Origin of the sequence: Flavobacterium sp. BFFFF1 (assembly GCF_002256285.1) — a bacterium.
In the GTDB taxonomy this organism is placed as follows: Bacteria; Bacteroidota; Bacteroidia; order Flavobacteriales; family Flavobacteriaceae; genus Flavobacterium.
On sequence record NZ_NKJE01000014.1, the window covers coordinates 16,743 to 38,179 of the forward strand.

General features: G+C 44.1%; 21 protein-coding genes and 1 riboswitch. Of the genes, 16 read left to right on the top strand and 5 right to left on the bottom strand.

The window, feature by feature from the left end; all coding sequences use genetic code 11:
- Nucleotides 1-87: 87 nt before the first annotated feature.
- The gene (gene ahcY / locus CFE23_RS10010) at nucleotides 88-1,404 is read right to left on the bottom strand and encodes an adenosylhomocysteinase (protein WP_291087322.1); all 1,317 of its coding nucleotides are present in this window, start codon (nucleotides 1,402-1,404) and stop codon (nucleotides 88-90) included.
- 291 nt (nucleotides 1,405-1,695) lie between these two features.
- Between ahcY and CFE23_RS10015 the strand changes: the two genes are divergently transcribed.
- The 6 genes from CFE23_RS10015 to CFE23_RS10040 all read left to right on the top strand — a co-directional run bounded on the left by CFE23_RS10015 (nucleotide 1,696) and on the right by CFE23_RS10040 (nucleotide 8,618).
- Nucleotides 1,696-2,325 (top strand): 4'-phosphopantetheinyl transferase family protein, encoded by a 630-nt coding sequence (locus CFE23_RS10015; RefSeq protein WP_291087324.1) that lies wholly within the window; start codon nucleotides 1,696-1,698, stop codon nucleotides 2,323-2,325.
- A gap of 1 nt (nucleotide 2,326) precedes the next feature.
- Nucleotides 2,327-3,046, top strand: coding sequence for a geranylgeranylglyceryl/heptaprenylglyceryl phosphate synthase (locus tag CFE23_RS10020; RefSeq protein WP_291087326.1), 720 nt, complete (start codon nucleotides 2,327-2,329; stop codon nucleotides 3,044-3,046).
- A gap of 1 nt (nucleotide 3,047) precedes the next feature.
- Nucleotides 3,048-3,671, top strand: coding sequence for a nicotinamide riboside transporter PnuC (pnuC, locus tag CFE23_RS10025; RefSeq protein ID WP_291087328.1), 624 nt, complete (start codon nucleotides 3,048-3,050; stop codon nucleotides 3,669-3,671).
- Entirely contained in the window at nucleotides 3,632-5,746 is a 2,115-nt protein-coding gene (locus CFE23_RS10030; RefSeq protein ID WP_291087330.1) for a DUF4301 family protein, read from the top strand. Before pnuC ends, CFE23_RS10030 begins: the two co-directional genes overlap by 40 nt.
- Entirely contained in the window at nucleotides 5,746-6,147 is a 402-nt protein-coding gene (arfB, locus tag CFE23_RS10035; protein ID WP_291087332.1) for an alternative ribosome rescue aminoacyl-tRNA hydrolase ArfB, read from the top strand. Before CFE23_RS10030 ends, arfB begins: the two co-directional genes overlap by 1 nt.
- 130 nt (nucleotides 6,148-6,277) lie before the next feature.
- Nucleotides 6,278-6,369: riboswitch (TPP riboswitch) on the top strand.
- Nucleotides 6,370-6,494: 125 nt separating this feature from the next.
- On the top strand, nucleotides 6,495-8,618 hold the full coding sequence (locus CFE23_RS10040) for a TonB-dependent receptor (RefSeq protein ID WP_291087334.1): 2,124 nt from the start codon (nucleotides 6,495-6,497) through the stop codon (nucleotides 8,616-8,618).
- Nucleotides 8,619-8,646: 28 nt separating this feature from the next.
- Here CFE23_RS10040 and CFE23_RS10045 read toward each other — a convergent pair whose 3' ends face one another.
- The gene (locus tag CFE23_RS10045) at nucleotides 8,647-9,072 is read right to left on the bottom strand and encodes a hypothetical protein (RefSeq protein WP_291087336.1); all 426 of its coding nucleotides are present in this window, start codon (nucleotides 9,070-9,072) and stop codon (nucleotides 8,647-8,649) included.
- 162 nt (nucleotides 9,073-9,234) lie between these two features.
- Here CFE23_RS10045 and greA point away from each other — a divergent pair, with 162 nt between their 5' ends.
- The 3 genes from greA to CFE23_RS10060 all read left to right on the top strand — a co-directional run bounded on the left by greA (nucleotide 9,235) and on the right by CFE23_RS10060 (nucleotide 10,719).
- On the top strand, nucleotides 9,235-9,711 hold the full coding sequence (gene greA, locus CFE23_RS10050; protein ID WP_291087338.1) for a transcription elongation factor GreA: 477 nt from the start codon (nucleotides 9,235-9,237) through the stop codon (nucleotides 9,709-9,711).
- Between the two features lie 17 nt (nucleotides 9,712-9,728).
- Nucleotides 9,729-10,121: an HIT family protein gene (locus CFE23_RS10055; RefSeq protein ID WP_291087340.1), complete on the top strand. Its 393-nt coding sequence runs from the start codon at nucleotides 9,729-9,731 to the stop codon at nucleotides 10,119-10,121.
- A gap of 175 nt (nucleotides 10,122-10,296) precedes the next feature.
- Complete coding sequence (locus tag CFE23_RS10060; RefSeq protein ID WP_291087341.1) at nucleotides 10,297-10,719, top strand: lipocalin family protein; 423 nt, start codon at nucleotides 10,297-10,299, stop codon at nucleotides 10,717-10,719.
- Nucleotides 10,720-10,751: 32 nt separating this feature from the next.
- Here the strand turns inward: CFE23_RS10060 and CFE23_RS10065 are convergent, their stop codons facing one another.
- Complete coding sequence (locus CFE23_RS10065) at nucleotides 10,752-11,912, bottom strand: HAMP domain-containing sensor histidine kinase (protein WP_291087342.1); 1,161 nt, start codon at nucleotides 11,910-11,912, stop codon at nucleotides 10,752-10,754.
- A gap of 182 nt (nucleotides 11,913-12,094) precedes the next feature.
- Here CFE23_RS10065 and CFE23_RS10070 point away from each other — a divergent pair, with 182 nt between their 5' ends.
- The 3 genes from CFE23_RS10070 to aat are packed head-to-tail and all read left to right on the top strand — an operon-like array spanning nucleotide 12,095 to nucleotide 14,039.
- Nucleotides 12,095-12,973 carry a flavin reductase family protein gene (locus CFE23_RS10070; RefSeq protein WP_291087344.1) on the top strand — a complete coding sequence of 293 codons (879 nt, stop codon included), beginning with the start codon at nucleotides 12,095-12,097 and terminating at the stop codon, nucleotides 12,971-12,973.
- 22 nt (nucleotides 12,974-12,995) lie between these two features.
- Nucleotides 12,996-13,364 carry a DUF3127 domain-containing protein gene (locus CFE23_RS10075; RefSeq protein WP_291087346.1) on the top strand — a complete coding sequence of 123 codons (369 nt, stop codon included), beginning with the start codon at nucleotides 12,996-12,998 and terminating at the stop codon, nucleotides 13,362-13,364.
- A gap of 51 nt (nucleotides 13,365-13,415) precedes the next feature.
- Nucleotides 13,416-14,039 carry a leucyl/phenylalanyl-tRNA--protein transferase gene (aat, locus tag CFE23_RS10080; RefSeq protein ID WP_291087348.1) on the top strand — a complete coding sequence of 208 codons (624 nt, stop codon included), beginning with the start codon at nucleotides 13,416-13,418 and terminating at the stop codon, nucleotides 14,037-14,039.
- On the opposite strand, the gene CFE23_RS10085 is transcribed toward aat, so the two are convergent.
- Both CFE23_RS10085 and CFE23_RS10090 read right to left on the bottom strand, forming a co-directional pair.
- Complete coding sequence (locus tag CFE23_RS10085; RefSeq protein ID WP_291087351.1) at nucleotides 14,036-14,605, bottom strand: DNA-3-methyladenine glycosylase I; 570 nt, start codon at nucleotides 14,603-14,605, stop codon at nucleotides 14,036-14,038. The genes aat and CFE23_RS10085 overlap by 4 nt on opposite strands.
- 61 nt (nucleotides 14,606-14,666) lie before the next feature.
- Complete coding sequence (locus CFE23_RS10090) at nucleotides 14,667-17,498, bottom strand: reprolysin-like metallopeptidase (RefSeq protein WP_291087354.1); 2,832 nt, start codon at nucleotides 17,496-17,498, stop codon at nucleotides 14,667-14,669.
- A gap of 171 nt (nucleotides 17,499-17,669) precedes the next feature.
- Between CFE23_RS10090 and CFE23_RS10095 the strand changes: the two genes are divergently transcribed.
- From CFE23_RS10095 to CFE23_RS10110, 4 genes are all read left to right on the top strand, one after another.
- Nucleotides 17,670-18,602: a bifunctional riboflavin kinase/FAD synthetase gene (locus CFE23_RS10095; protein ID WP_291087356.1), complete on the top strand. Its 933-nt coding sequence runs from the start codon at nucleotides 17,670-17,672 to the stop codon at nucleotides 18,600-18,602.
- A 171-nt stretch (nucleotides 18,603-18,773) separates the two neighbouring features.
- Nucleotides 18,774-19,226 (top strand): hypothetical protein, encoded by a 453-nt coding sequence (locus tag CFE23_RS10100; protein WP_291087359.1) that lies wholly within the window; start codon nucleotides 18,774-18,776, stop codon nucleotides 19,224-19,226.
- A 134-nt stretch (nucleotides 19,227-19,360) separates the two neighbouring features.
- A complete protein-coding gene (gene bioB, locus CFE23_RS10105; protein WP_291087362.1) occupies nucleotides 19,361-20,449 on the top strand; it encodes a biotin synthase BioB in 1,089 nt (362 codons plus the stop codon).
- 115 nt (nucleotides 20,450-20,564) lie between these two features.
- Complete coding sequence (locus tag CFE23_RS10110; RefSeq protein ID WP_291087365.1) at nucleotides 20,565-21,434, top strand: cupin-like domain-containing protein; 870 nt, start codon at nucleotides 20,565-20,567, stop codon at nucleotides 21,432-21,434.
- The last annotated feature ends 3 nt before the right edge of the window (nucleotides 21,435-21,437 follow it).

Sequence of the window (21,437 nt, forward strand, 5' to 3'; positions counted from 1 at the left end):
CGGATTTTTTTATGAATGATGTCCATAATTGAAAAACCCCCGCTTTTCAGCGGGGGTTCAATAATCTCATTTTCTAATGATCAAATATTAGTATCTGTAGTATTCAGGCTTAAATGGTCCCTGTACTTCAACACCGATATAAGCTGCCTGATCGTCTCTCAACGTTTCCAACTCAACGCCCAGCTTAGCCAGGTGTAAAGCTGCTACTTTCTCATCTAAATGCTTCGGAAGCATATAAACTTCATTGTTGTAGTTGGCACTGTTTTTCCAAAGTTCGATTTGTGCTAAAGTCTGGTTTGTAAACGAATTACTCATTACAAAACTTGGATGGCCGGTAGCACAGCCAAGGTTTACCAAACGGCCTTCAGCCAGAATGATGATGTCTTTACCGTCAATCGTATATTTATCAACCTGAGGCTTGATCTCGATTTTTGAAGCGCCATGCGTCTTGTTCAACCAAGCCATGTCAATTTCATTATCAAAGTGACCAATGTTACATACAATCGTTTTGTCTTTCATCTGTTCGAAATGGCTTCCCAAAACGATGTCCTTATTTCCAGTTGTGGTAATGATGATATCCGCATTTCCAACAACCGTGTTCAGTTTTTTCACTTCAAAACCGTCCATCGCAGCCTGTAAAGCACAAATCGGGTCGATTTCAGTAACCGTTACGATAGAACCCGCGCCACGGAAAGAAGCCGCAGTCCCTTTTCCAACGTCACCATAACCACACACGACAACACGCTTTCCGGCAAGCATCAAATCCGTAGCGCGACGGATCGCATCCACAGCAGATTCTTTACATCCATACTTATTGTCAAACTTTGATTTGGTAACCGAATCATTCACGTTGATCGCTGGCATGACCAACGTCCCGTTTTTCATTCTTTCATATAACCTGTGAACACCGGTAGTCGTTTCTTCAGACAAACCTCTGATTCCGGAAACCAATTCAGGATAACGGTCAAAAACCATATTCGTCAAATCGCCACCATCATCAAGGATCATGTTCAACGGCTTTCTGTCTTCCCCAAAAAACAGGGTTTGCTCGATACACCAGTCAAAGGACTCCTCATCAAGGCCTTTCCAGGCATACACCTGAATCCCCGCAGCAGCAATCGCAGCAGCAGCCTGATCCTGTGTAGAGAAGATGTTGCATGATGACCACGTAACTTCAGCGCCCAAAGCGATCAACGTCTCAATCAAAACCGCCGTCTGGATCGTCATGTGCAGACAACCCGCTATACGCGCGCCTTTCAATGGCTGTTCGTCCTTGTACTCTGCACGAAGCGCCATCAATCCCGGCATTTCGGCTTCAGCCAATTCAATTTCTTTTCTTCCCCAGGCAGCCAGGGAGATGTCTTTTACCTTGTAAGCCACATAGGGCATGGTTGTCGTACTCATTTATATTATATTTGTAAGTGTAAAATTTTCCGCAAATTTAGGCAATAACTTATGATTTAAAAAGCGTTTTTAATTATTTGTGAACTGTCTAAGTTTTCGTAAGCTTTTAAAAATCAAGATAATGAATTTAAGGAGCTGTTTCCCGCTTTCGCCTTTATCTTTTTAGGGAATCCCTGCGCTGCGCTGCGGGACATCCCTAAAAAGGATATCGGCTCTATCGGGGCTGGGCTTTCCTTAAAAATTCACGAATCATTTTCCAATTCGCTAACCGTCACTTTCGCCCGTTTATCAATGCCGACCCATAAAACCTTCAATTGCTTTCCCGACACCAAACTCCTGCTGTGGAATATCACAGAAACAGCCGAGACGCTGTCACAAAACCTGCACCTGACGCAGAAAAGCCTCGACCGCCTTCGCAATATGAAATCCGAAGCGCACCGCCGCGGTTTTTTAAGCGTGCGCCAATTGCTGCTGGAACAAGGTTATCAGGATTCAGACCTGTTTTATGACGAATTCGGAAAACCGCACCTCGTTGACGGCAAACACATTTCCATTTCCCATTCTCATGAATTTTCAGCCATAATCATCAGCGACCGTATCACAGGTGTCGACCTTGAACTGCGCCGGGACAAAATCGCAGTCATAGCAGACAAGTTTGTCGAGCCTACTTTTATTTTGGATAAGAATAACCCAGATTATATTCGCAAATTAACCGTAAATTGGGGCATTAAAGAGGCAGTTTTCAAAATCCGGAACGAAAAAGGCATCAGTTTTAAAGACCACATCGATGTGAAACTATTCGAAATGGAAGACAAGAAAACTACCGCCACGTTGCATTTCAACAAACTACAACGACATTTTGATGTGTATTTTGAAGAAATCGGGGATTACACAATAGTTTATCTTTTCGAAGGCAACTAACATGAAAAACATATACAATGCGCTCGTGATAGCGAAAAAGCAAAACCAAAAACTACTTGCCATTTTGCTAGATCCGGATAAAATAGATTGGGATATGCTGCAACAAATGATCGAAAAAATCAATTCGTCGGATGCAACGCATATTTTCATAGGCGGAAGCCTCGTGACCACCACGCGCATCGGCGAATTGATCCTGCAGATTAAGCGCTTTTGCAAATTACCGGTACTACTGTTCCCGGGAAACCCTTCACAGATTTCCGATAAAGCGGATGGTATTTTGTTCCTATCCCTGATTTCCGGACGCAATCCCGATTTTCTGATCGGTCATCACACCATTGCAGCGCCGGTCCTGGCAAAAACGGCTCTTGAAATCATCCCGACAGGATACATTTTAATTGAAAGCGGCAGCGAGACTGCCGTTGAAACCATCAGCAAGACCGTACCTCTATCGATTTCAGATATTGATAAAATCGTCCACACAGCGCAGGCTGGCGCAATGCTGGGCAACAAGCTCATTTACCTCGAGGCAGGCAGTGGCGCTAAAAATGCCGTGCCGTCGGAAATCATCAGGAAAGTGTCCGAAAACATTTCGGTTCCTCTGATCGTTGGAGGGGGCATCCGGAACAGGCAGGGGATTTCAGACGCCTTTGACCATGGGGCGGATCTGGTTGTAATTGGTACCGCATTTGAAAACAATCCTGATTTCTTTGAAACCGCATAATATGGCAGATTTTTTCCTGAATTACTACAGAACACTCCCCACCTGGCAGATTGCTTTGGAATTTATAGCGTTCGTGCTTGGGATTTTAAGCGTCTGGTTTGCCAGAAAAGAAAACATCTGGGTTTATCCAACGGGCCTTGTCGCCACAATCATTACAGCATATTTATTGTACATCGCAAGCTACATTGGCGATATGTCGGTAAACATCTACTTTACAGTCATGAGTTTCTACGGATGGTACAATTGGGCAAAAACTGGCGATGTCAAGGAAAATCTCCCCATCACCAGAACCAACCGTAAAGAAAAATTAACAGGCGTATTGCTGTTTTTTATCACAATTTTTGTAGTTTTCGCACTCTATAAAATTTTCGGACAGCAAATTAATAACGACAATTACATTGACATTTTTGCTTCCGGGCTGTTTTTTACCGGCATGTGGTACATGGCCAAAAAGAAAATAGAGAACTGGACACTTTGGATTATTGGCGATATTATCGTCACCCCACTGTATGCCTATAGAGGATTGGGCATGCTGTCCTTACAATATTTAATTTTTACATTGCTGGCCATTTCGGCCTATTTAGAATGGAGGAAAATCTTAAGCAACAAGCAACAACTATCATAAAAATTGCGCTATTCGGACCGGAATCTACCGGAAAGACTACGCTGGCAAAACAGCTGTCGGAACACTTCGAAACGGCTTGGGCACCTGAATATGCACGGGAATACCTGCAGCAAAAATGGGATACGGAACAAAAATCATGTGAACCCGAAGATTTGTTGCCCATCGCCATAGGTCAGGTGAAGACAGAAAATGAGGCTTTGCTCGCAGCCAATAAATACCTTTTTTGCGACACCACCCTCATGGTAACCAAGGTATTCTCTGATATGTACTACAATTTCTGTGACCCGGCAATCGATAAAGCGGCACGCAAACACAAATACGACCTTTTTTTTCTTACTGATGTAGATATCCCATGGGAACAGGATGATCTGCGTGATCGACCGCAAAACCGCACCAGTACTTTTGAAACCTTCCGAAGTGCATTGACCGAAAATGAAAAGCCCTTTGTCATCCTTTCCGGGAACAGGCAACAGCGGTTTGAAAAGGCAGTCAAAATACTCCGGGATTTTGAGAAAGCAAGGGAAATGGGTTTCTCGTCACAGGATTTCATTGCCATTTACAATCATGGCATTTCACCTGACAAGATTCAGGATCACCTCGCCATATTTTCAAAAGGCATCGCAAAAACCATTTTGGAACGGCCCGCTACGAAAGATGATGGTATTTTACGCCCTACTCCGGAAAATTATGCCGACTATGCCGCCTTTTTCGGGCAAAAACGCAGCAATTACAAATTGAAGAAATTCGTCCCCGCCTCTGGTGCAGCAAGCCGCATGTTTAAATTCCTGAATGAATTCCTGAATGATTTCAACATCGAAGAAGAAACCATAAATGCCTATATCAATCGGAAGAATGCCACGGCGCTCGCCGTTTTTCTTGTAGGACTTGAAAAGCTTCCGTTTTATGAAGAAGTCAGCCTGACATTGCAACGCAATTATTCGAATTTCCGATCGCTGAACAAAGACCTTAGGGACTATTATTTTATCAAAGCCATGCTATCGCCTTACCATTTTGATTTCGCGGCAAAACCAAAGGGAATTTTAAATTTTCACAAGTATCCTACGCATATTGCCACCTCGGTCGAAGAACATTTAAATGAAAGCTGTCTTTATGCCTGCGATGGAAAAATTGCCCATCTTCATTTCACAGTGTCTCCGGAACATCAGAAAGCCTTTGAGAGTATCATTCAAAATGTACAGGGAAAAATAGAGAAACAACATGGCAACACGATAAAAGTCAATTTTTCGTATCAGGATAAAGCCACGGATACATTGGCCGTGGACCTGGAAAATAAACCGTTCCGGGACGACAATGGACAGCTCGTCTTTCGCCCCGGCGGGCATGGTGCCTTGATCCAAAACCTGAACTCGCTCGACGCCGACATCATTTTTATCAAAAACATTGACAACGTCATCCAAAACCATATTGAAGAAATAGCGCTGTATAAAAAAGCGCTGGCCGGAATCATGATTGAACTTCAGGAAATGGTCTTTGAATACCTAAAGTTGATCGATTCCGGAAAGATTGGTGAGAAAGAAATCCCTGAACTTGTGGAATTTTCGACAAAGAGATTAAACATGAATGTGATCGAGGACTTTGAAAAGTTTACGCTGGAAAACAAGCTGGAATTCCTGAGACAACTGCTGGACAGGCCACTACGGGTTTGCGGAATGGTGAAAAATGAAGGTGAACCGGGCGGCGGCCCGTTCTGGGTAATGGACCGGAAAGGAAACGTTTCGCTGCAGATTGTAGAATCAACACAAGTCGACCTAAACAATTCCGCCCAGGCCCAAATCCTGAAAAACGCAACGCATTTCAACCCCGTTGACCTGGTATGCGGACTTAAAAATTACAAAGGCCAAAAATTTGACCTTACCCAATTCGTAGATAAAAACAGTGGGTTTATCGTAGACAAAACCAAAAACGGCCGTGCGCTTAAAGCATATGAACTCCCAGGACTGTGGAATGGCGCTATGGCCAAATGGATTACGGTTTTTGTACAGGTTCCGCTTATTACCTTTAATCCGGTTAAAACAGTCAATGATTTGTTAAAACCTGCGCACCAGCCCCAATAATGGATGCCGAAAAAATCATAACGGAACTGCAATATAAGGCTGTGCGCAGCAGTGGCGCCGGCGGACAAAATGTCAATAAAGTATCTTCAAAAGTGATGCTGCAATTTGATATTAATGCCTCTCAAGCGCTCGAAGACGAAGAAAAAACACGCGCGATTAAGAACCTTTTACCAAGGCTGACATCGGAGCAAATCCTGATCCTGAATTGTGATGAAGACCGCAGCCAGCTTAAAAACAAGGAAATCGTTACCAAAAGATTCCTGGAAATCATTACAAAATCACTTCTGGTCCCAAAGAAGCGGAAACCGACCCGCGTGCCACGTGCCGTGATCGAAAAACGCATTAAGGAAAAGCGCAGCCAGTCAGAAATTAAGCAATCGCGCAAACGCCCGGAACTTTGACCTGGATCGGAGCCGAGCGTTTTTAGCACCTCTAAATGCGAAAGGGCCGATATACCAACAAGTTCCCACTGCTCTCTATTAATTATTAATTGTTTATTGTCAATTATTAATTACCAATTCCTATATTTGCCCCGTCTCAAAGGGGTGCTCTACCAAGGGCTGAGATTATACCCAAAGAACCTGGGCGGGTAATGCTGCCAAGGGAACGAATGTGATAAAAATGTCCATCAGGCGTTTTTAACCAAAGAGCCAGCCGTCGCGAAGGCAGGTCTCCGACAAAGCATTCAAAAATCATATTTAATTATTAACACAGAATAATTACCCCTTTTATTCGTAAAACTTTACGAATGAAAACTTTATTCAATTTATTTGGTCGTGGCAAAACGCCATACTCCGTCGCCTGCCTGCTCCTGTCTGCAACGGCATTTTCTCAGGAACAGCCCAAAGACTCCACTAAAACCAACCAGCTTGATGCGGTCCTGGTATCGGCAGTACGGGTGACGACTAAAACGCCCGTGAGTTTCAGCAATCTCAGTAAATCCGATATCAGGTCACGAAATCTCGGACAGGACATCCCGATCCTGATGAACTTTATGCCTTCGGTAGTCACCACTTCTGATGCAGGAAACGGCATAGGATACACAGGGATTCGTGTACGCGGCAGCGATGCTACCCGCGTCAACATCACCATCAACGGCATCCCATACAACGACGCCGAAAGCCATGGGACCTTTTGGGTCAATATGCCAGACTTCGCGTCTTCTGTCGAAAGCCTCCAACTCCAGCGTGGCGTAGGGACATCAACCAACGGCGCCGGGGCTTTTGGCGCAAGCCTAAACCTGCTCACAGACAGTTATGCGACCCAGGCAAACGGCGAAATTTCTAACTCAGCCGGGAGCTTCAACACCCGCAAACACACTGTGAAATTCAGCAGCGGACTCATTAATGGTTTTGAACTTGCCGGAAGACTGTCAGCCATCAACTCCCAGGGCTACATTGATCGCGGCGCATCGGATCTGAAATCCTATTTCCTGCAAGGGACATTTGTCGGGAAGACGACCTTGATCAAGGCACTCGTTTTTGGAGGAAGTGAACGTACCTATCAATCCTGGAACGGCATTGATAGCGAAACCCTCCGAAAGGACAGGCAATTTAACTCGGCAGGGATATTTACAGACGAAAACGGCCAAACGCGTTTTTACGACAATGAAACCGACAATTATTTCCAGGACCACTACCAATTGCACTGGAATGAAAGGCTGTCAGAAAAGTGGTCCCTCACGACCGCGCTGCATTACACCAAAGGAAAGGGCTACTATGAAAATTATAAGGAAGATGCTGATTTCGCCGACTATGCGCTGGAACCGGTTGCTGGACAAACAGGCACAGACCTGATCCGGCAGAAATGGCTGGATAATGATTTTTATGGCTTTACGTTTTCATCAAGCTATACCGAAGAAAAATTTGATCTTATTGTCGGTGGCGGCTGGAACAAATATGAAGGGGACCATTTTGGAAAAGTGATCTGGGCGCGTTTTGCATCCCAAAGCGAACCCGGCGACCATTATTACGATGACTATGCCGTAAAAACAGACGGCAATGTTTTTGCCAAAATCAACTACATGCTCACGTCAAAATGGAGCCTGTTTGCAGACATGCAATACCGAGGTGTCAATTATAAGGCCAATGGCGTCCAGGCAGATTTCGTCGATGACCATTTCGGTTTTTTTAATCCAAAAGCCGGAATTACCTACCTCGTGAATGCAAAAAACACGATGTACTTCTCCTATGCCAAAGCCAACCGCGAACCCAATCGGACGGACTACGAAAGCGGCAACGCGGTACCTGAAAAACTGAATGATTTTGAACTGGGCTGGAGAAATACTTCCGATAAAATTAAATTCAATGCCAACCTATACTATATGGCCTACAAAGACCAGCTGATCCTGACCGGAAATCTCGACGATGTAGGCAATCCGATACGTTCCAACAGCAAAAAAAGCTACCGCGTCGGGATTGAAGCAGACGCGACTTTTATGATTTCAAATCAATTTACACTGCGTCCTAACATCACTGTGAGCAGCAATAAAAACGTAGACCTCGATGTGCAGGGACAAAACTATGGTACCCGCAGCATTGCGTATTCACCCGAAATTATTGCGGGAAATATCTTCAGCTATAAGCCCAACCGCCATTTCCAGGCCGCATTGTTGTCAAAATTTGTGGGGGAACAATTCATGAATAACATCGAATTGCCCGCTGCCAAATTACCGGACTATTTTGTCAACGATGTGAACCTTTCGTATGAATTCAATCCGGGAAAAGTTTTTAAGACAATTACAATCAACGGCTTGGTCAATAACATCCTCGACAGGCAGTACGTTTCAAACGGATACATGTATGACATCTACCCGTATTATTACCCACAGGCAGGGATTAATTTCCTTATTGGACTGACGTTAAAGTTTTAGTCAAAAAAGCCGGCTTGTCGCCGGCTTTTTAGTTGTATATCCTAATCAGGTTGTTCCCAATTATGGAAATCCTGTATGGCTTCATAGCGTAAGCGCCGGCACCATCTCCTGAAAAAAGACTGTAAGTGTAATTTTCACAGGAACACACGGCATTTACACCATCCACATCCATCAGCGAGCAGGCAGATGGCGCCTGGTTTGGGCAATGTGCATCCCACGCACGGTAATCCGAATCGGAAATTTTCATCACAATGAGGGTGATGCCACTGCCATCATCGGGAATGACGATGGGATTAATCGGCGAATTCAACCCGCTGTAAAGTGGTAGGTTGGTGTTGATGTCCCTCGAAAAATTGTAGTCCGGCAGGAATGGGTTTCTGTAGCGGGTCGAATTTCCGTCGCAGGAAATCAGCAGCACAAGGAATGCAGGGATAATGAGTAATATGCGTTTCATCTTAAAAATTTCATCAGATAATTGTACGAACAAATTTAAATTAATTAACTTTGGATTCTCTACGATTAACATATAATTATAGAGCGATGTAAAAAATACTATCTTTGTCAAAAGAAATCCCGTTGCCGATGGGATTTTTTCTATTTTATAAACGATGAAATTATGAGTAACGTATCATACTATACTGCGGAAGGATTAAAGAAACTGAAAGATGAACTTGAGCATTTAAAAAGCATAGAACGGCCAAGAGCCTCGCAGGCCATTGCCGAAGCACGCGACAAAGGAGATCTTTCTGAAAATGCGGAATACGATGCGGCGAAAGAAGCACAGGGGCTGCTTGAAATGCGCATTTCCAAAATGGAAGACGTCTACGCCAATGCACGACTGATTGATGAATCCCAGCTGGATGTATCGAAAGTACTGGTATTATCCCACGTTAAAATCAAAAACCAAACGAATGGTATGGAATTGAAATATACCTTGGTTGCAGAAAGTGAAGCCGACCTGAAAGCCGGAAAAATCTCCGTCACATCTCCAATCGGGAAAGGATTACTGGGTAAATCCGTAGGCGAAGTAGCCGAAATCACAGTGCCGAATGGCGTACTGAAATTTGAGGTACTGGAAGTTTCCCGGGATTAATTTCAAAAACAATTCAAATGGCAAGCATCTTTACCAGGATCATCAATGGCGAATTGCCCTCTTACAAAGTAGCCGAGGACGACAATTTCATCGCCATCCTTGACGTCAACCCAAATGCAAAAGGGCACACCATCTGTATCCCGAAATTGGAAATCAACAAGATTTTCGATATGGATGATGATTTATACCTGGGTTTAATGAAATTTTCCAAAGACGTCGCGACCGCGCTCGAAAAAACCGTTCCCTGCAAAAGAATCGGAATGGCGGTGATTGGACTGGAAGTGCCGCACGTGCACGTACATCTAATCCCTTTGAACGACATGGAAGACATGCGTTTCCAGCATAAGGTAACACTCGAAAAAGACGAATTCGAAACCTTGGCAAAAGCAATTCATTCGAATCTGGCTTAACGCGTTCAGCATAAAAGTTTAAAAGGGAGTCTTTACTCCCTTTTTTTTGTGCTAAGTCCACCCATTAAGACACCGCCATTTTTTCATTAATGGGCCTTTTGGTTGATTGCGTGGTTGATTTTAGTGCCATAATATTGCACCGAAATAATTCATCAATCATTTAATCAATTAAAAAATGAAAAAACAAATCCTGACTTTGGGAGCGGCAGCATTATTGCTGGCTTCCTGTTCAAGTGATGACAATGGGTCTTCTTCAATCGACCAGTCATTACTACACAAAAAATGGTACTACGTTTCCTATGAGGTGGGCGGGCAGAATTTCCCCTATGACGACCATGAAGCCTGCGGCAAAGACTACATCGAACTGAAAGCCGACGGTACCGTCCGCGACGTAGATGTATCCGACTGTGAAGAAGTGGTAGACCAATACAACTACACCGTGGATGGCAATACCATCACGCTTTCGCTGGCTGGCGTTACCAGGACCGGAAAAGTGCTCAAGCTTACAGGCAACACGCTACAAGTAGAGGCCACTTTTGACTTCGATGGCGACGGAACCGCTGAAGTGGTAAAGGAAAACTACACCAGTATCCAATAACAAAAATAAAGGGAAGCAGTTGCTTCCCTTTTTTACTTCCCAAGTTTCCTGATACTCACCATCATTGTTGTACCCTTCCCTATTTCTGAATGAAGCACCCGGATTTTTCCCTTATGGTATTCTTCGACAATACGCTTTGTCAGTGATAAACCCAGCCCCCAACCACGCTTTTTTGTAGTAAAGCCGGGCTCAAAAATACGCCGGAACTGCTTTTTGGAAATCCCCTTTCCGGTATCTGAAATGTAAATTCTTACAAAACGGTCACCATCGATAATCGCAATATCCAGATTTCCCTTACCACGCATGGCATCGATGGCGTTTTTTACAAGGTTTTCTATCGTCCAGCTGTGAAGCTCCGGGTTGATCATCACTTTAACCGGATAATGGGGTGCCGTAAAACTAAAAGCCACCTGATTTGAAAAACGCGATTTGAGGTAGGCTACTGAAGCCTCCGTTTCGCCAATCAAATCCAATTCCTCCAGAATGGGTTCGGAACCAATCTTCGAAAAACGATTCGCAATGGATTGCAGCCGTACCACATCCTTTTCAATCTCCGTGACCGTTGTTTCATCGACGTTATCTGCCTTCATGATTTCGAGCCAGCCCAGCAATGAAGATAGTGGCGTCCCGATCTGGTGCGCCGTCTCCTTTGCCATTCCCGCCCAAAGCTTGTTTTGCGTGGCCATCTTGGTGCTGCGGTAGAAGTTATAAACCACTGTGCCAAACAGCACGATAATCAGCAACAGCGCAATCGGATAATACTTTAATTTATTCAGCAATGAAGAATCACCATAGTATAAATATTGCGTCTTGTCCTTTGAAATCCTGGTGATTATGGGGTCATTCAGTGCCTTCAGCGTTTCCACATAAGCCTCGAGGCGCTTCTTGTCTTTCAGGATCGACTCGTCGATGCCATTCGTATTCACAATGGTTTTATTCAGGGCAAGGATGATCGGAATACTCGGCGGGTTTTGCGCCAGTGCAAACGGAAGCTCAAGATCGGCATTTACATCGTTCACATCAATCGAATTGATTTTTTGTTGTGCCAAAGCCCAGTTTTCCAACTTGATGCGCTCTTCATTTTTGAAGATTTGAAACAGCGCATAGGTATTCCACAAAATAAACAGCACAATAACAAAAGAAGCGGCGATAATCGCCCAACGGGTAGCATTCCTTCGTTCCGAAAATTCCATGTGTATAATTTGTGCGATAAATATAGCGATTTTTATTTTTTGCGGCTTCTTCCCCCTATCCGCTGTATCTTTTTTAACAGCAGCAAACGCTGTAAAAAAAGGATGCCGCTGCTCCCGAAGCTTCGAAACGGGGCTGGCGAACAGTGCAAACATTTGCGTACTTTTGCAAAAACAAGTTTCCCATGGTAAGTTTCGAAACCAAAGACCTTTCGCCGGCCAGATTACAAGGCTATCTTCAAAGTGCTGTAGGCCCACGCCCGATCGCTTTCGCCAGTACAGTCGACAAAAACGGCATCCCCAACCTGTCGCCGTTTAGTTTTTTCAATGTCTTCAGTTCCAATCCGCCAATCCTTATTTTTTCGCCCGCAAGACGCGTTCGGGACAATACCGTAAAACATACGCTGCTCAACGTTCAGGCAACGAAAGAAGTCGTCATTAACGTGGTGAATTTTGATATCGTCCAGCAGGCATCCTTATCCAGCACCGAGTATCCCGATGGCGTAAATGAATTCCTGAAATCAGGGTTGACACAATTGCCATCTGACCTGGTAAAACCGTATCGCGTGGCTGAAAGCCCGGTACAGTTTGAGTGCAAAGTCAATGACATCATCAGCCTCGGTGAAAGCGGCGGCGCAGGCAATTTAGTGATTTGCGAAGTACTGAAAATCCATATTCACGAATCCATATTGGATGAAAACGGAATGATCGACCAACACCGGATCGACCTGGTCTCGCGCCTCGGCGGAAATTGGTATTCAAGGTCAAATGCAGGATTATTTGAAGTACCCAAACCACTGACGACGCTGGGCATTGGGGTGGACCAAATCCCTGATTTTGTGAAAGAAAGCGGAATTTTTAATGGAAACGACCTTGGGAAATTAGGAAACACAGAATCATTGCCAACTCGCGAAGAAATTAATATATTTGTAAAAGCTAACATTGCTGTGAAAGGTGTGCTGAGTGCCGATGATGAGAGAAAAATACATCTCAAAGCGAAGGAGTACCTGGACCAGGATGATGTACTTTCCGCATGGAAAGTGCTGTTGGCAGAACGGATTTAAAACATTATAAATTTATCAGACGATGGAAGTTACAGGAAAAATTAAACTAATCAACGCCGAACAACAGGTAAGCGCCACGTTCCGCAAAAGAGAATTGGTTGTCACAACCGAAGAGCAATATCCACAACACATTTTGGTCGAATTCGGTCAGGACAAATGTGATTTGTTAAACAACTTCAGGGTGGGAGAACCGGTGAAGGTCTCCATCAATTTGAGAGGGCGCGAATGGGTCAGCCCACAGGGAGAAACAAAATACTTCAATAGCATTCAGGGCTGGAGGGTTGAAAGACTTGCCACTGAAGCGCCAACGCAGGCGCCACCGGTTGCCGCACCTGCTTTCGAGCCGGCTCCGGACTTTAAAGAGGAAGACCACGACGATCTGCCATTTTAGTACCTTATAATTCATAAATCCTGTCAAACCAATGGCAGGATTTTTTTTGCTATGGAAATACTTACCGATAAACTTTACTTTCCACCGCTCGAGAAAGCCGACAGGCACGGACTAATCGCATTGGGAGGGGACCTCTCAGTAGCACGTTTACAATTGGCTTACCACAGCGGCATCTTTCCCTGGTTCAATGAGGATGAGCCCATTTTGTGGTGGGCACCGCCCAAAAGAATGGTACTTTTTCCTGACGAAATCCGCATTTCAAAAAGCATGCGGAGTATCCTGCGAAAAGGTATTTTTTCAGTGACCACGAACCAGGCTTTCGATGCGGTCATTACTAATTGCAGTAAAATTTACCGCCCGGACCAAAATGGTTCCTGGATCTCAAATGAAATGAGAGCAGCCTATTGCCAACTTCACGAACAGGGCATCGCTAAGTCCATTGAGGTCTGGCATAATGGGGAGTTAGCAGGAGGTCTTTATGGCATTGATCTCGGACACGTGTTTTCCGGTGAAAGCATGTTCTCGATCGTTCCCAACGCTTCTAAAATAGCCTTTATAGAATTGGCGAAAACCTATGAGCTCGTGGACTGCCAAATTTACAATGACCACCTGGAAAGCCTGGGTTGCCGCGAAATCGCAAGGAAACAGTTCATGCAAATACTCGCTAAGGGTTAATCCTGTACCGTCTTTTTCCAGCAATCATCGATATGATCGTCTACCATACCGGTAGCCTGCATATGCGCATAAACTACTGTTGATCCCACAAATTTAAAACCCCGTTTTTTCAGGTCTTTACTTAACGCGTCGGAAATGGGCGTGGTTGCCTGGACGTTGGCAACGCCCCTCAGGGAATTCACCTTGGGTTTATGACCCACAAATCCCCAGATATAATTGCTGAATGAGCCGAATTCCTTCTGGACTTCCATAAATGCCACAGCATTCGAAACCGCAGCGCGTATCTTCAACTGGTTCCTTATGATACCGGCATCGAGCATTAATTCCTGGATTTTGGTTTCATCATACTTCGCCACTTTCTTGTAATCAAAATGATCAAACGCCTTCCTGAAGTTTTCCCGTTTGCGCAGGATTGTGATCCAGCTTAGGCCTGCCTGAAAGGTTTCAAGAATCAGGAATTCGAATATGGTGTGGTCTTCATATACGGGAACACCCCATTCTTCATCATGGTATTTCTCGTAAAGCGCATCGCCTTTACACCAATTGCAACGTATTTTATCTGTCATATAATGATATAAAAAAAGCGCTCTCAGTAGAATGAGAGCGCTTATAAATTTAATATTACGTCTATTTTACAACGATTCTCTTGACCACTTTATGCTGCCCATCTGAAACAGATAACAGATATATACCCGCCTGCGCGTCGTTCAATTGAATATTTTCATTAAAAGTACTGCCGGCATTGTAATTTTTATCGAAAATCAGCCTGCCCCTCATATCGTAAACGGCAACCTGAATTTTAGTGCCGTTGAATTTCTCAGATCGTACACTGAAATTGCCATTGTTTGGATTTGGATACACCTCAAATCCAGACAAAGTATTTTCACCCACGCCTAATGTCCCTGTTGTGAACCGGAAAACAGTCGAATAACTGCCGGTACATGCACTGACCCTTGGCCTCACACGCCAGTAATAAGTAGTATTGGCACCAAGAGAGGTTTGGAAACCGCTCGAAGTAACCGTGGCACTTTGCACGAGATTTACAAAGCTTACATCGGTCGCAACCTGAATGTCATAGGCTTCTGCATTTAGCGGATCTTCCGTCCATTCCAGTACTACATTGGTATCCTGGTTCGTCGCCAGATTACTTGGACTACTCAGAGAGATTGGGCTAAACAGAGCATCAATCGCATTCAGATAAAAATTAACATTCTTTGTAGTTGCTCCGGACGTAGCCGTTACTACAATTGGGTAAAACCCTTCTGCCATAGTTTCCGTATTCGTGACAGTCATTGTTACGGCGCCATTGGCGCTCACCGGATTTGGCGAAAATGTTATTGTTGTTCCTGGTGGATTTCCTGTGGCGCTTAAAGTCGTGTTTCCGCTAAATCCTCCAAGTGCACCATAAGTAAGAGGATATACGATAGTACTTCCTGCACAACCTGTCTGGTTTTGCTTATCCACGATGCCGCCAAACGCGATTGAAAATGTCGATGGCGCGGAGGTAATGCTAAAGTTTGTATTTGATACATCATAAAAAATATTATCATTCGCCTTCACCATAATCCTGTTTGTAGTACCTACGTTATTGGGAATGGTAATCAATTCCGAACCGTCATTTGGAACCCTGCTCGCTAAAAGAATTGGGAAATTCCCGCCTGAATTCGTGGACATGTAAATGTCAACAAAGTTGCAGTTAATTCCGTTTGCATTTGTTCCAGCTACATCCCATGTAACCGTTTGGTTAGATCCTGCGGGATAAGCAACCAATGAATTTGGTACAGTAACAGCAAAAGGGCCAACGGCTGCTGTAGTAACCGTCATATCTTTCCTTGCAGTCTGCCCTCCTTCAAGTGGATTATTGTCACGAACAGTCAAGACAAAATGCATTGTTCTTGCTACAGACGGAACGACCTCATAGGCAGGGGTAACATTATTCGCGACAACACTTGAAAGGACTGGCATGTAACGGACCGGAGATGAAGTCGGCGTGCGCGAGCGGAAGTTTGGCCCGCCCGTGTTAGTGGCAATCGGTAAGGCATTTGTTGCCCAAAAGTCATTCTGCTCCCAACAATATGTTAATGGGTCATTATCATCATCGGTGGCGTTGCCTGTCAAAACAAAAGGAGTGCTTTTTGGAATTACATAGTTCAAAAGCGTACCAATAACGGGCGGCGCATTGCCAATGGATACGTTTGACGAACAATTCCCAGCGGAAGCAACAAATGCGTCAATTTCCTGAAGCGTTCTAAAGCTGAAATGGGCGTCAGAATTACTTTGTACATCATGAGGAGAGCAAATTCCCGCATAGGCCATTATCGTGCTGCCACTACCGGGCTCAACGGCAGTATTAAGGTTTTTGTTTCCTCCACATGAACCCTGGTCGCTGTTGAAAGTGTGGTTCCCTCCAAATTGATGTCCCATTTCATGGGCAACATAATCAATATCGTAAGCATCACCCACCGGTCCGGGAGAACCCGTAACCCCTTTTGCTTTCCTTGTGTTGTCGCAGACACATCCTAAACTGGCTATTCCGCCTCCACCTGTAGAAAACACATGCCCGATATCATAATTTGCGCTTCCGATATTACTATCCACAAAAGATTGATTTTCGCCTAACAACGCGCCACCACTATTGTTTGTAAAGTTATCAGCGGTGATATTAATAAGGTTGTCATTGTTCGAAACCAATACCAAGGTAATCGCAGCGTCTCTTTCATAAACACCATTCACACGTGCCATGGTAACAACCATCGCCGCAAGCACTGCCGCCTTTTTTTGCGCCAGCGTACCACCACTTAATCCAGCTGCATTCACATGAAAGGTGGCATATTCAACAGTACAGGACACGGCAAGCCTGTAAGTCCGGAAAATCTGGGTGTTTGACTGCGTACTGTTTGTATTCCTATTCGCAGATTCTGAAACTTCTTTTACGAGGCATTCAAACCCTGTTGATGCTGCCGCTTTTGATTTCTCATATACGACATATTTGTTAAGATCTTTTGTATATGGCTCAATCAGCACGGTACCGCACTTCCCGGAGAACGTCATCGAATGCAGACCGAAAACAGTGGTGGTAAATCGGATTGTAGCCGTTGGGTCATCCACACCCACGCCTGAATACGACTTAATATCCTGATACTTCGCTGCCAATTCAGGAGCCATTACAGATGCCTCATAAACCCGATAGCTTTCCAGTACACCATTGGCATTCGGGAATTGTAGTAAGACACCTTCAGTGGTGCGGCGTAGTGAACGATCCGGCGCAGCAACTAACTTCCTCTTCAACAAATTTATATCCAGTTGAAAAACTTTAAATTCAGTAGGGACTGATCTTTTTTCAAGCTTTTCAGAAAAAGGGGTCTTATCCGCATCAATTCTCGTCCATAAATTTCCCTGTTGCCCGTAGCCGGATAAAAAGAAATTAAAAAAAACTGTTAAGAGTAGTATTCTTTTCATTAGTCAAAAGTTTAATATACAGCCAAATTTAATAAATTTTGAATAACATTCTTTAAAAAACCATCCTTTTTAAGAATTCTGTATTTTAAATATCCGACTTAAATTTAAATTCGAAAATTTAAGCTTATTTCATAAGATGCTATAAATTTGCATTTTATAAACAAAAGGGATTTGAAGATTTTTCATGACATCGCGGAATTTATTCCCACGTCAAAAACCATTGTGACTTTGGGCACATTTGACGGTGTTCATAACGGGCACCAGAAAATTATTGACCGACTCATTCAAAATGCGCAGGACAATGATTCAGAATCGCTGATCCTTACCTTTTTTCCGCATCCGAGAATGATCCTCCAGGAAGGAAGTGACATTCAACTATTGAACACAATTGAAGAAAAATGCCTGCTTCTGGAGCAGCGGGGAATTGACAATCTCGTGATTCACCCCTTTGACAAAGCGTTCTCCCGACTTACTGCTGAGGAGTTCGTCAGGGATATACTCGTTGAAAAATTCAATATCTGTAAAATTATCATCGGACACGACCACCGTTTTGGCAGGAACCGTACCGCAAACATTGACGACTTAATGCAGTTTGGCGAAATCTACGGCTTTGAGGTAGAGCAGATTTCTTCCCTCGAAATTGACGAAATTGCGGTAAGCTCTACAAAAATCCGGAACGCGTTGCTTACCGGAGACATCACATTGGCGAACCGGTATCTGGGCTATGATTATTTCTTCAGCGGAGTCGTAGAAAAAGGGCGCCAGTTGGGCAGGCAGTTAGGCTACCCCACCGCAAATATCCACGTTAAGGACGATTACAAATTAATACCGGCGCTCGGCATTTACGTCGTCAGCAGCCTGCTGCGTGACAAAATTGTTTACGGAATGATGAGTATCGGCACCAATCCAACCGTAGGTGGTACCGCCAGGACGATCGAAGTATATTACTTTGATTTAAATGAAGACCTGTATGGTATGAACTTAACCGTCTCGGTTTTGACCAAAATCCGCGACGAGGAAAAATTCAATTCAATTGACGCACTTCAGGATCAATTGCATAAGGACAAAGACTTTTCCATTTCTTTTATACAGAAAATACGCTAAGTGTTTTAAATCCAATTCGTTATTTCCTACATAACGTTTATAAAATTTTCGCAAACATGGGAATTTTGTAAGGGCATCCAAAATCTTTCCACGGATTATTTTGTAATTTTAATGCTAGAATTCAGATTCTGCATGGAAACGCCATGTTTATTTTAACCAAAACCCATCATCATGAAATTATCTAGAGAATTTACCAACGGATTTATTATTTTTATAGGCATCGGCGTCTATTTCCTAATCATGGACTATCTGGGACTGTCCAAGCATTTCTATCTGCGTGTACTCAATGTTTTTATTGTTGTTTTTGGTGTCAACAGGACCATCAGCCAAAATTATAATGCCGGAGTAAGGGGATACAATACCAATTTGGTTGCAGCAATCATCACCTCATTGATCGGAGCCGTATTAAGCATTGCAGGACTGCTTACATTCATTTACTTCAAAGGTGGAGAGAACTACCTGGAAAGCCTGTCGGAAGAATTCCTTTTTGCAGGCGGCAATGCCTCCATTTACACCTATTGTATCGGCTTATTATTCGAATCTGTCGCTGCTTCCCTTATCGTTTCATTTTGCCTGATGCAATTCTGGAAAACAAAAGTCGAAAAAATAAACAGTGTAAATTAAGACTAAACACAATAATCAGGGGCCGTTTTCAGCGGCCTTTTTTTATGCCTGAAAACGCTTTCCCAAAGTTTGATTCAATTTCTTTTGCTTTCGCATTGAATTCGTTATTTTTGAACCAACATTAAAACAAGGTTATGAGTATTCCAAGAAATGACTGGACCAAAGAGGAAATTATCGCTATCTACAATAAACCAATGATGGACCTGCTTTTCGAAGCCGCTTCCGTACACCGCCAATACCACGATCCAAATGTAGTACAGGTATCTACCCTACTTTCAATCAAAACGGGCGGATGCCCTGAGGATTGCGGGTATTGTCCACAGGCTGCGCGCTACCACACCGATATTGAAGGGAACGACCTGATGACCGTCAGCCATGTGAAAGCACAGGCGCTTCGGGCAAAAGCAAGCGGTTCTTCACGCGTTTGCATGGGCGCCGCATGGAGAAATGTAAAAGATGGGGCAGAATTTGATCAGGTGCTCGAGATGGTACGTACCATCAACAAATTGGATATGGAAGTATGCTGTACGCTGGGAATGCTAACCGAGAACCAGGCCCAACGACTTGCTGAAGCCGGACTTTATGCATACAACCACAACCTCGATACCTCCGAGGAATATTATAAGGAAGTCATTTCGACCCGTGGGTTTGAAGACCGCCTGCAAACCATCGAAAATGTCCGTAAGACCAATGTAACCGTGTGTAGCGGCGGGATTATAGGCATGGGTGAAAGTATCGAAGACCGGGCCGGAATGCTCGTGGCGTTGGCCACCCTGAATCCGCAACCGGAATCCGTGCCGATCAATGCATTAGTGGCCGTAGAAGGAACGCCGATGGAAGATGAAAAACCAGTCGAAATCTGGGAAATGATCCGCATGGTGGCTACCACACGCATTGTCATGCCACAAACACAGGTGAGGCTTTCGGCCGGAAGGATGAACATGAGCCGTGAAGGACAGGCGATGTGTTTCTTTGCCGGGGCAAATTCTATATTTGCCGGAGACAAATTATTGACCACACCAAATCCTGATGTGAATGAGGACATGAAAATGTTCGAAATGCTTGGATTGATTCCGCAAAAACCTTTCGTAAAAGCAGCACAGCCTGAAACTGTTGAAGCCGCAGAATCACAATTTTCTGCCTTGGGTGAAAAACCAAAATGGTCAAGGCCCGGCCATACGATTGAAAGGAATCTGGAAGCTTCGCAGAAATCCAAAGTATGATTATGTTTCCGTTTTGTTAAATTTATGTAATTAAGAATATTGGTTATTTAACTTTGCCTTTGACACCATCAAAGGCATTTTTAATTTATTTTCATTCCCACTGCACCATATGAGTATGAATCTAACCCAAATTGAACGCGTAAAAACAATTACGAAAGAAGATTTCTACAACAACTACGTCAAAAAGCAAAAGCCTGTGGTAGTTGAACAACTCATCAACGACTGGCCGGCATTTTCGAAGTGGGACCTGAACTATATTAAAGCGGTTGCCGGCGATAAAATCGTCCCATTATATGACGACAGGCCCGTCTCGCACAAAGAAGGCTTCAACGAGGCACACAAGAAAATGAAGATGGCGGACTACATTGACCTGCTTCAGTCAAAGCCTACAAATTATCGCATATTCCTGTACAACCTCATGAAGGAGGTGCCTTTACTAAAGCTCGATTTTAAATGGCCCGATATTGGGCTAAGGCTTATCCGACAGCTTCCGATGCTGTTCTTCGGCGGAGAAAATTCAAAAGTCTTCATGCATTATGACATCGATTACTCGAATATCCTCCATTTTCATTTTCATGGTAAAAAAAGATGCGTGATTTTTCCACAAAGCGAAACGCCTTTTATGTACAAGGTGCCACACGCGCTAATTGCAAGGGAAGACATCGATTTCGACAACCCCGATTATGAAAAATGGCCAGCGCTTAAAAACGCAAAAGGATTTGTATGCGACCTCAGCCACGGTGAAATGCTGTACATGCCGGAAGGCTATTGGCACTACATGAAATACCTGACACCGGGATTTTCAATGAGCCTACGGGCGTTTCCACGCAACGCGATGAACCTTTCCAAAGCAGTGTATAATATCTTCATCATGCGCCATTACGACGTCTTCATGCGCAAATGGAAAGGGCAGGAATGGATTGATTACAAAAACGCACAGGCTGTCATCCGCACCAATAAAAAGTTTTCAAAATACCTTCCATAAAAA

Excerpts from the sequence above, each read along its gene's own strand:
- ahcY (WP_291087322.1), bottom strand. The coding sequence starts at position 1,404 with ATGAGTACGACAACCATGCCCTATGTGGCTTACAAGGTAAAAGACATC.
- CFE23_RS10015 (WP_291087324.1), top strand. The coding sequence starts at position 1,696 with ATGCCGACCCATAAAACCTTCAATTGCTTTCCCGACACCAAACTCCTG.
- CFE23_RS10020 (WP_291087326.1), top strand. The coding sequence starts at position 2,327 with ATGAAAAACATATACAATGCGCTCGTGATAGCGAAAAAGCAAAACCAA.
- pnuC (WP_291087328.1), top strand. The coding sequence starts at position 3,048 with ATGGCAGATTTTTTCCTGAATTACTACAGAACACTCCCCACCTGGCAG.
- CFE23_RS10030 (WP_291087330.1), top strand. The coding sequence starts at position 3,632 with ATGGAGGAAAATCTTAAGCAACAAGCAACAACTATCATAAAAATTGCG.
- arfB (WP_291087332.1), top strand. The coding sequence starts at position 5,746 with ATGGATGCCGAAAAAATCATAACGGAACTGCAATATAAGGCTGTGCGC.
- CFE23_RS10040 (WP_291087334.1), top strand. The coding sequence starts at position 6,495 with ATGAAAACTTTATTCAATTTATTTGGTCGTGGCAAAACGCCATACTCC.
- CFE23_RS10045 (WP_291087336.1), bottom strand. The coding sequence starts at position 9,072 with ATGAAACGCATATTACTCATTATCCCTGCATTCCTTGTGCTGCTGATT.
- greA (WP_291087338.1), top strand. The coding sequence starts at position 9,235 with ATGAGTAACGTATCATACTATACTGCGGAAGGATTAAAGAAACTGAAA.
- CFE23_RS10055 (WP_291087340.1), top strand. The coding sequence starts at position 9,729 with ATGGCAAGCATCTTTACCAGGATCATCAATGGCGAATTGCCCTCTTAC.
- CFE23_RS10060 (WP_291087341.1), top strand. The coding sequence starts at position 10,297 with ATGAAAAAACAAATCCTGACTTTGGGAGCGGCAGCATTATTGCTGGCT.
- CFE23_RS10065 (WP_291087342.1), bottom strand. The coding sequence starts at position 11,912 with ATGGAATTTTCGGAACGAAGGAATGCTACCCGTTGGGCGATTATCGCC.
- CFE23_RS10070 (WP_291087344.1), top strand. The coding sequence starts at position 12,095 with ATGGTAAGTTTCGAAACCAAAGACCTTTCGCCGGCCAGATTACAAGGC.
- CFE23_RS10075 (WP_291087346.1), top strand. The coding sequence starts at position 12,996 with ATGGAAGTTACAGGAAAAATTAAACTAATCAACGCCGAACAACAGGTA.
- aat (WP_291087348.1), top strand. The coding sequence starts at position 13,416 with ATGGAAATACTTACCGATAAACTTTACTTTCCACCGCTCGAGAAAGCC.
- CFE23_RS10085 (WP_291087351.1), bottom strand. The coding sequence starts at position 14,605 with ATGACAGATAAAATACGTTGCAATTGGTGTAAAGGCGATGCGCTTTAC.
- CFE23_RS10090 (WP_291087354.1), bottom strand. The coding sequence starts at position 17,498 with ATGAAAAGAATACTACTCTTAACAGTTTTTTTTAATTTCTTTTTATCC.
- CFE23_RS10100 (WP_291087359.1), top strand. The coding sequence starts at position 18,774 with ATGAAATTATCTAGAGAATTTACCAACGGATTTATTATTTTTATAGGC.
- bioB (WP_291087362.1), top strand. The coding sequence starts at position 19,361 with ATGAGTATTCCAAGAAATGACTGGACCAAAGAGGAAATTATCGCTATC.
- CFE23_RS10110 (WP_291087365.1), top strand. The coding sequence starts at position 20,565 with ATGAATCTAACCCAAATTGAACGCGTAAAAACAATTACGAAAGAAGAT.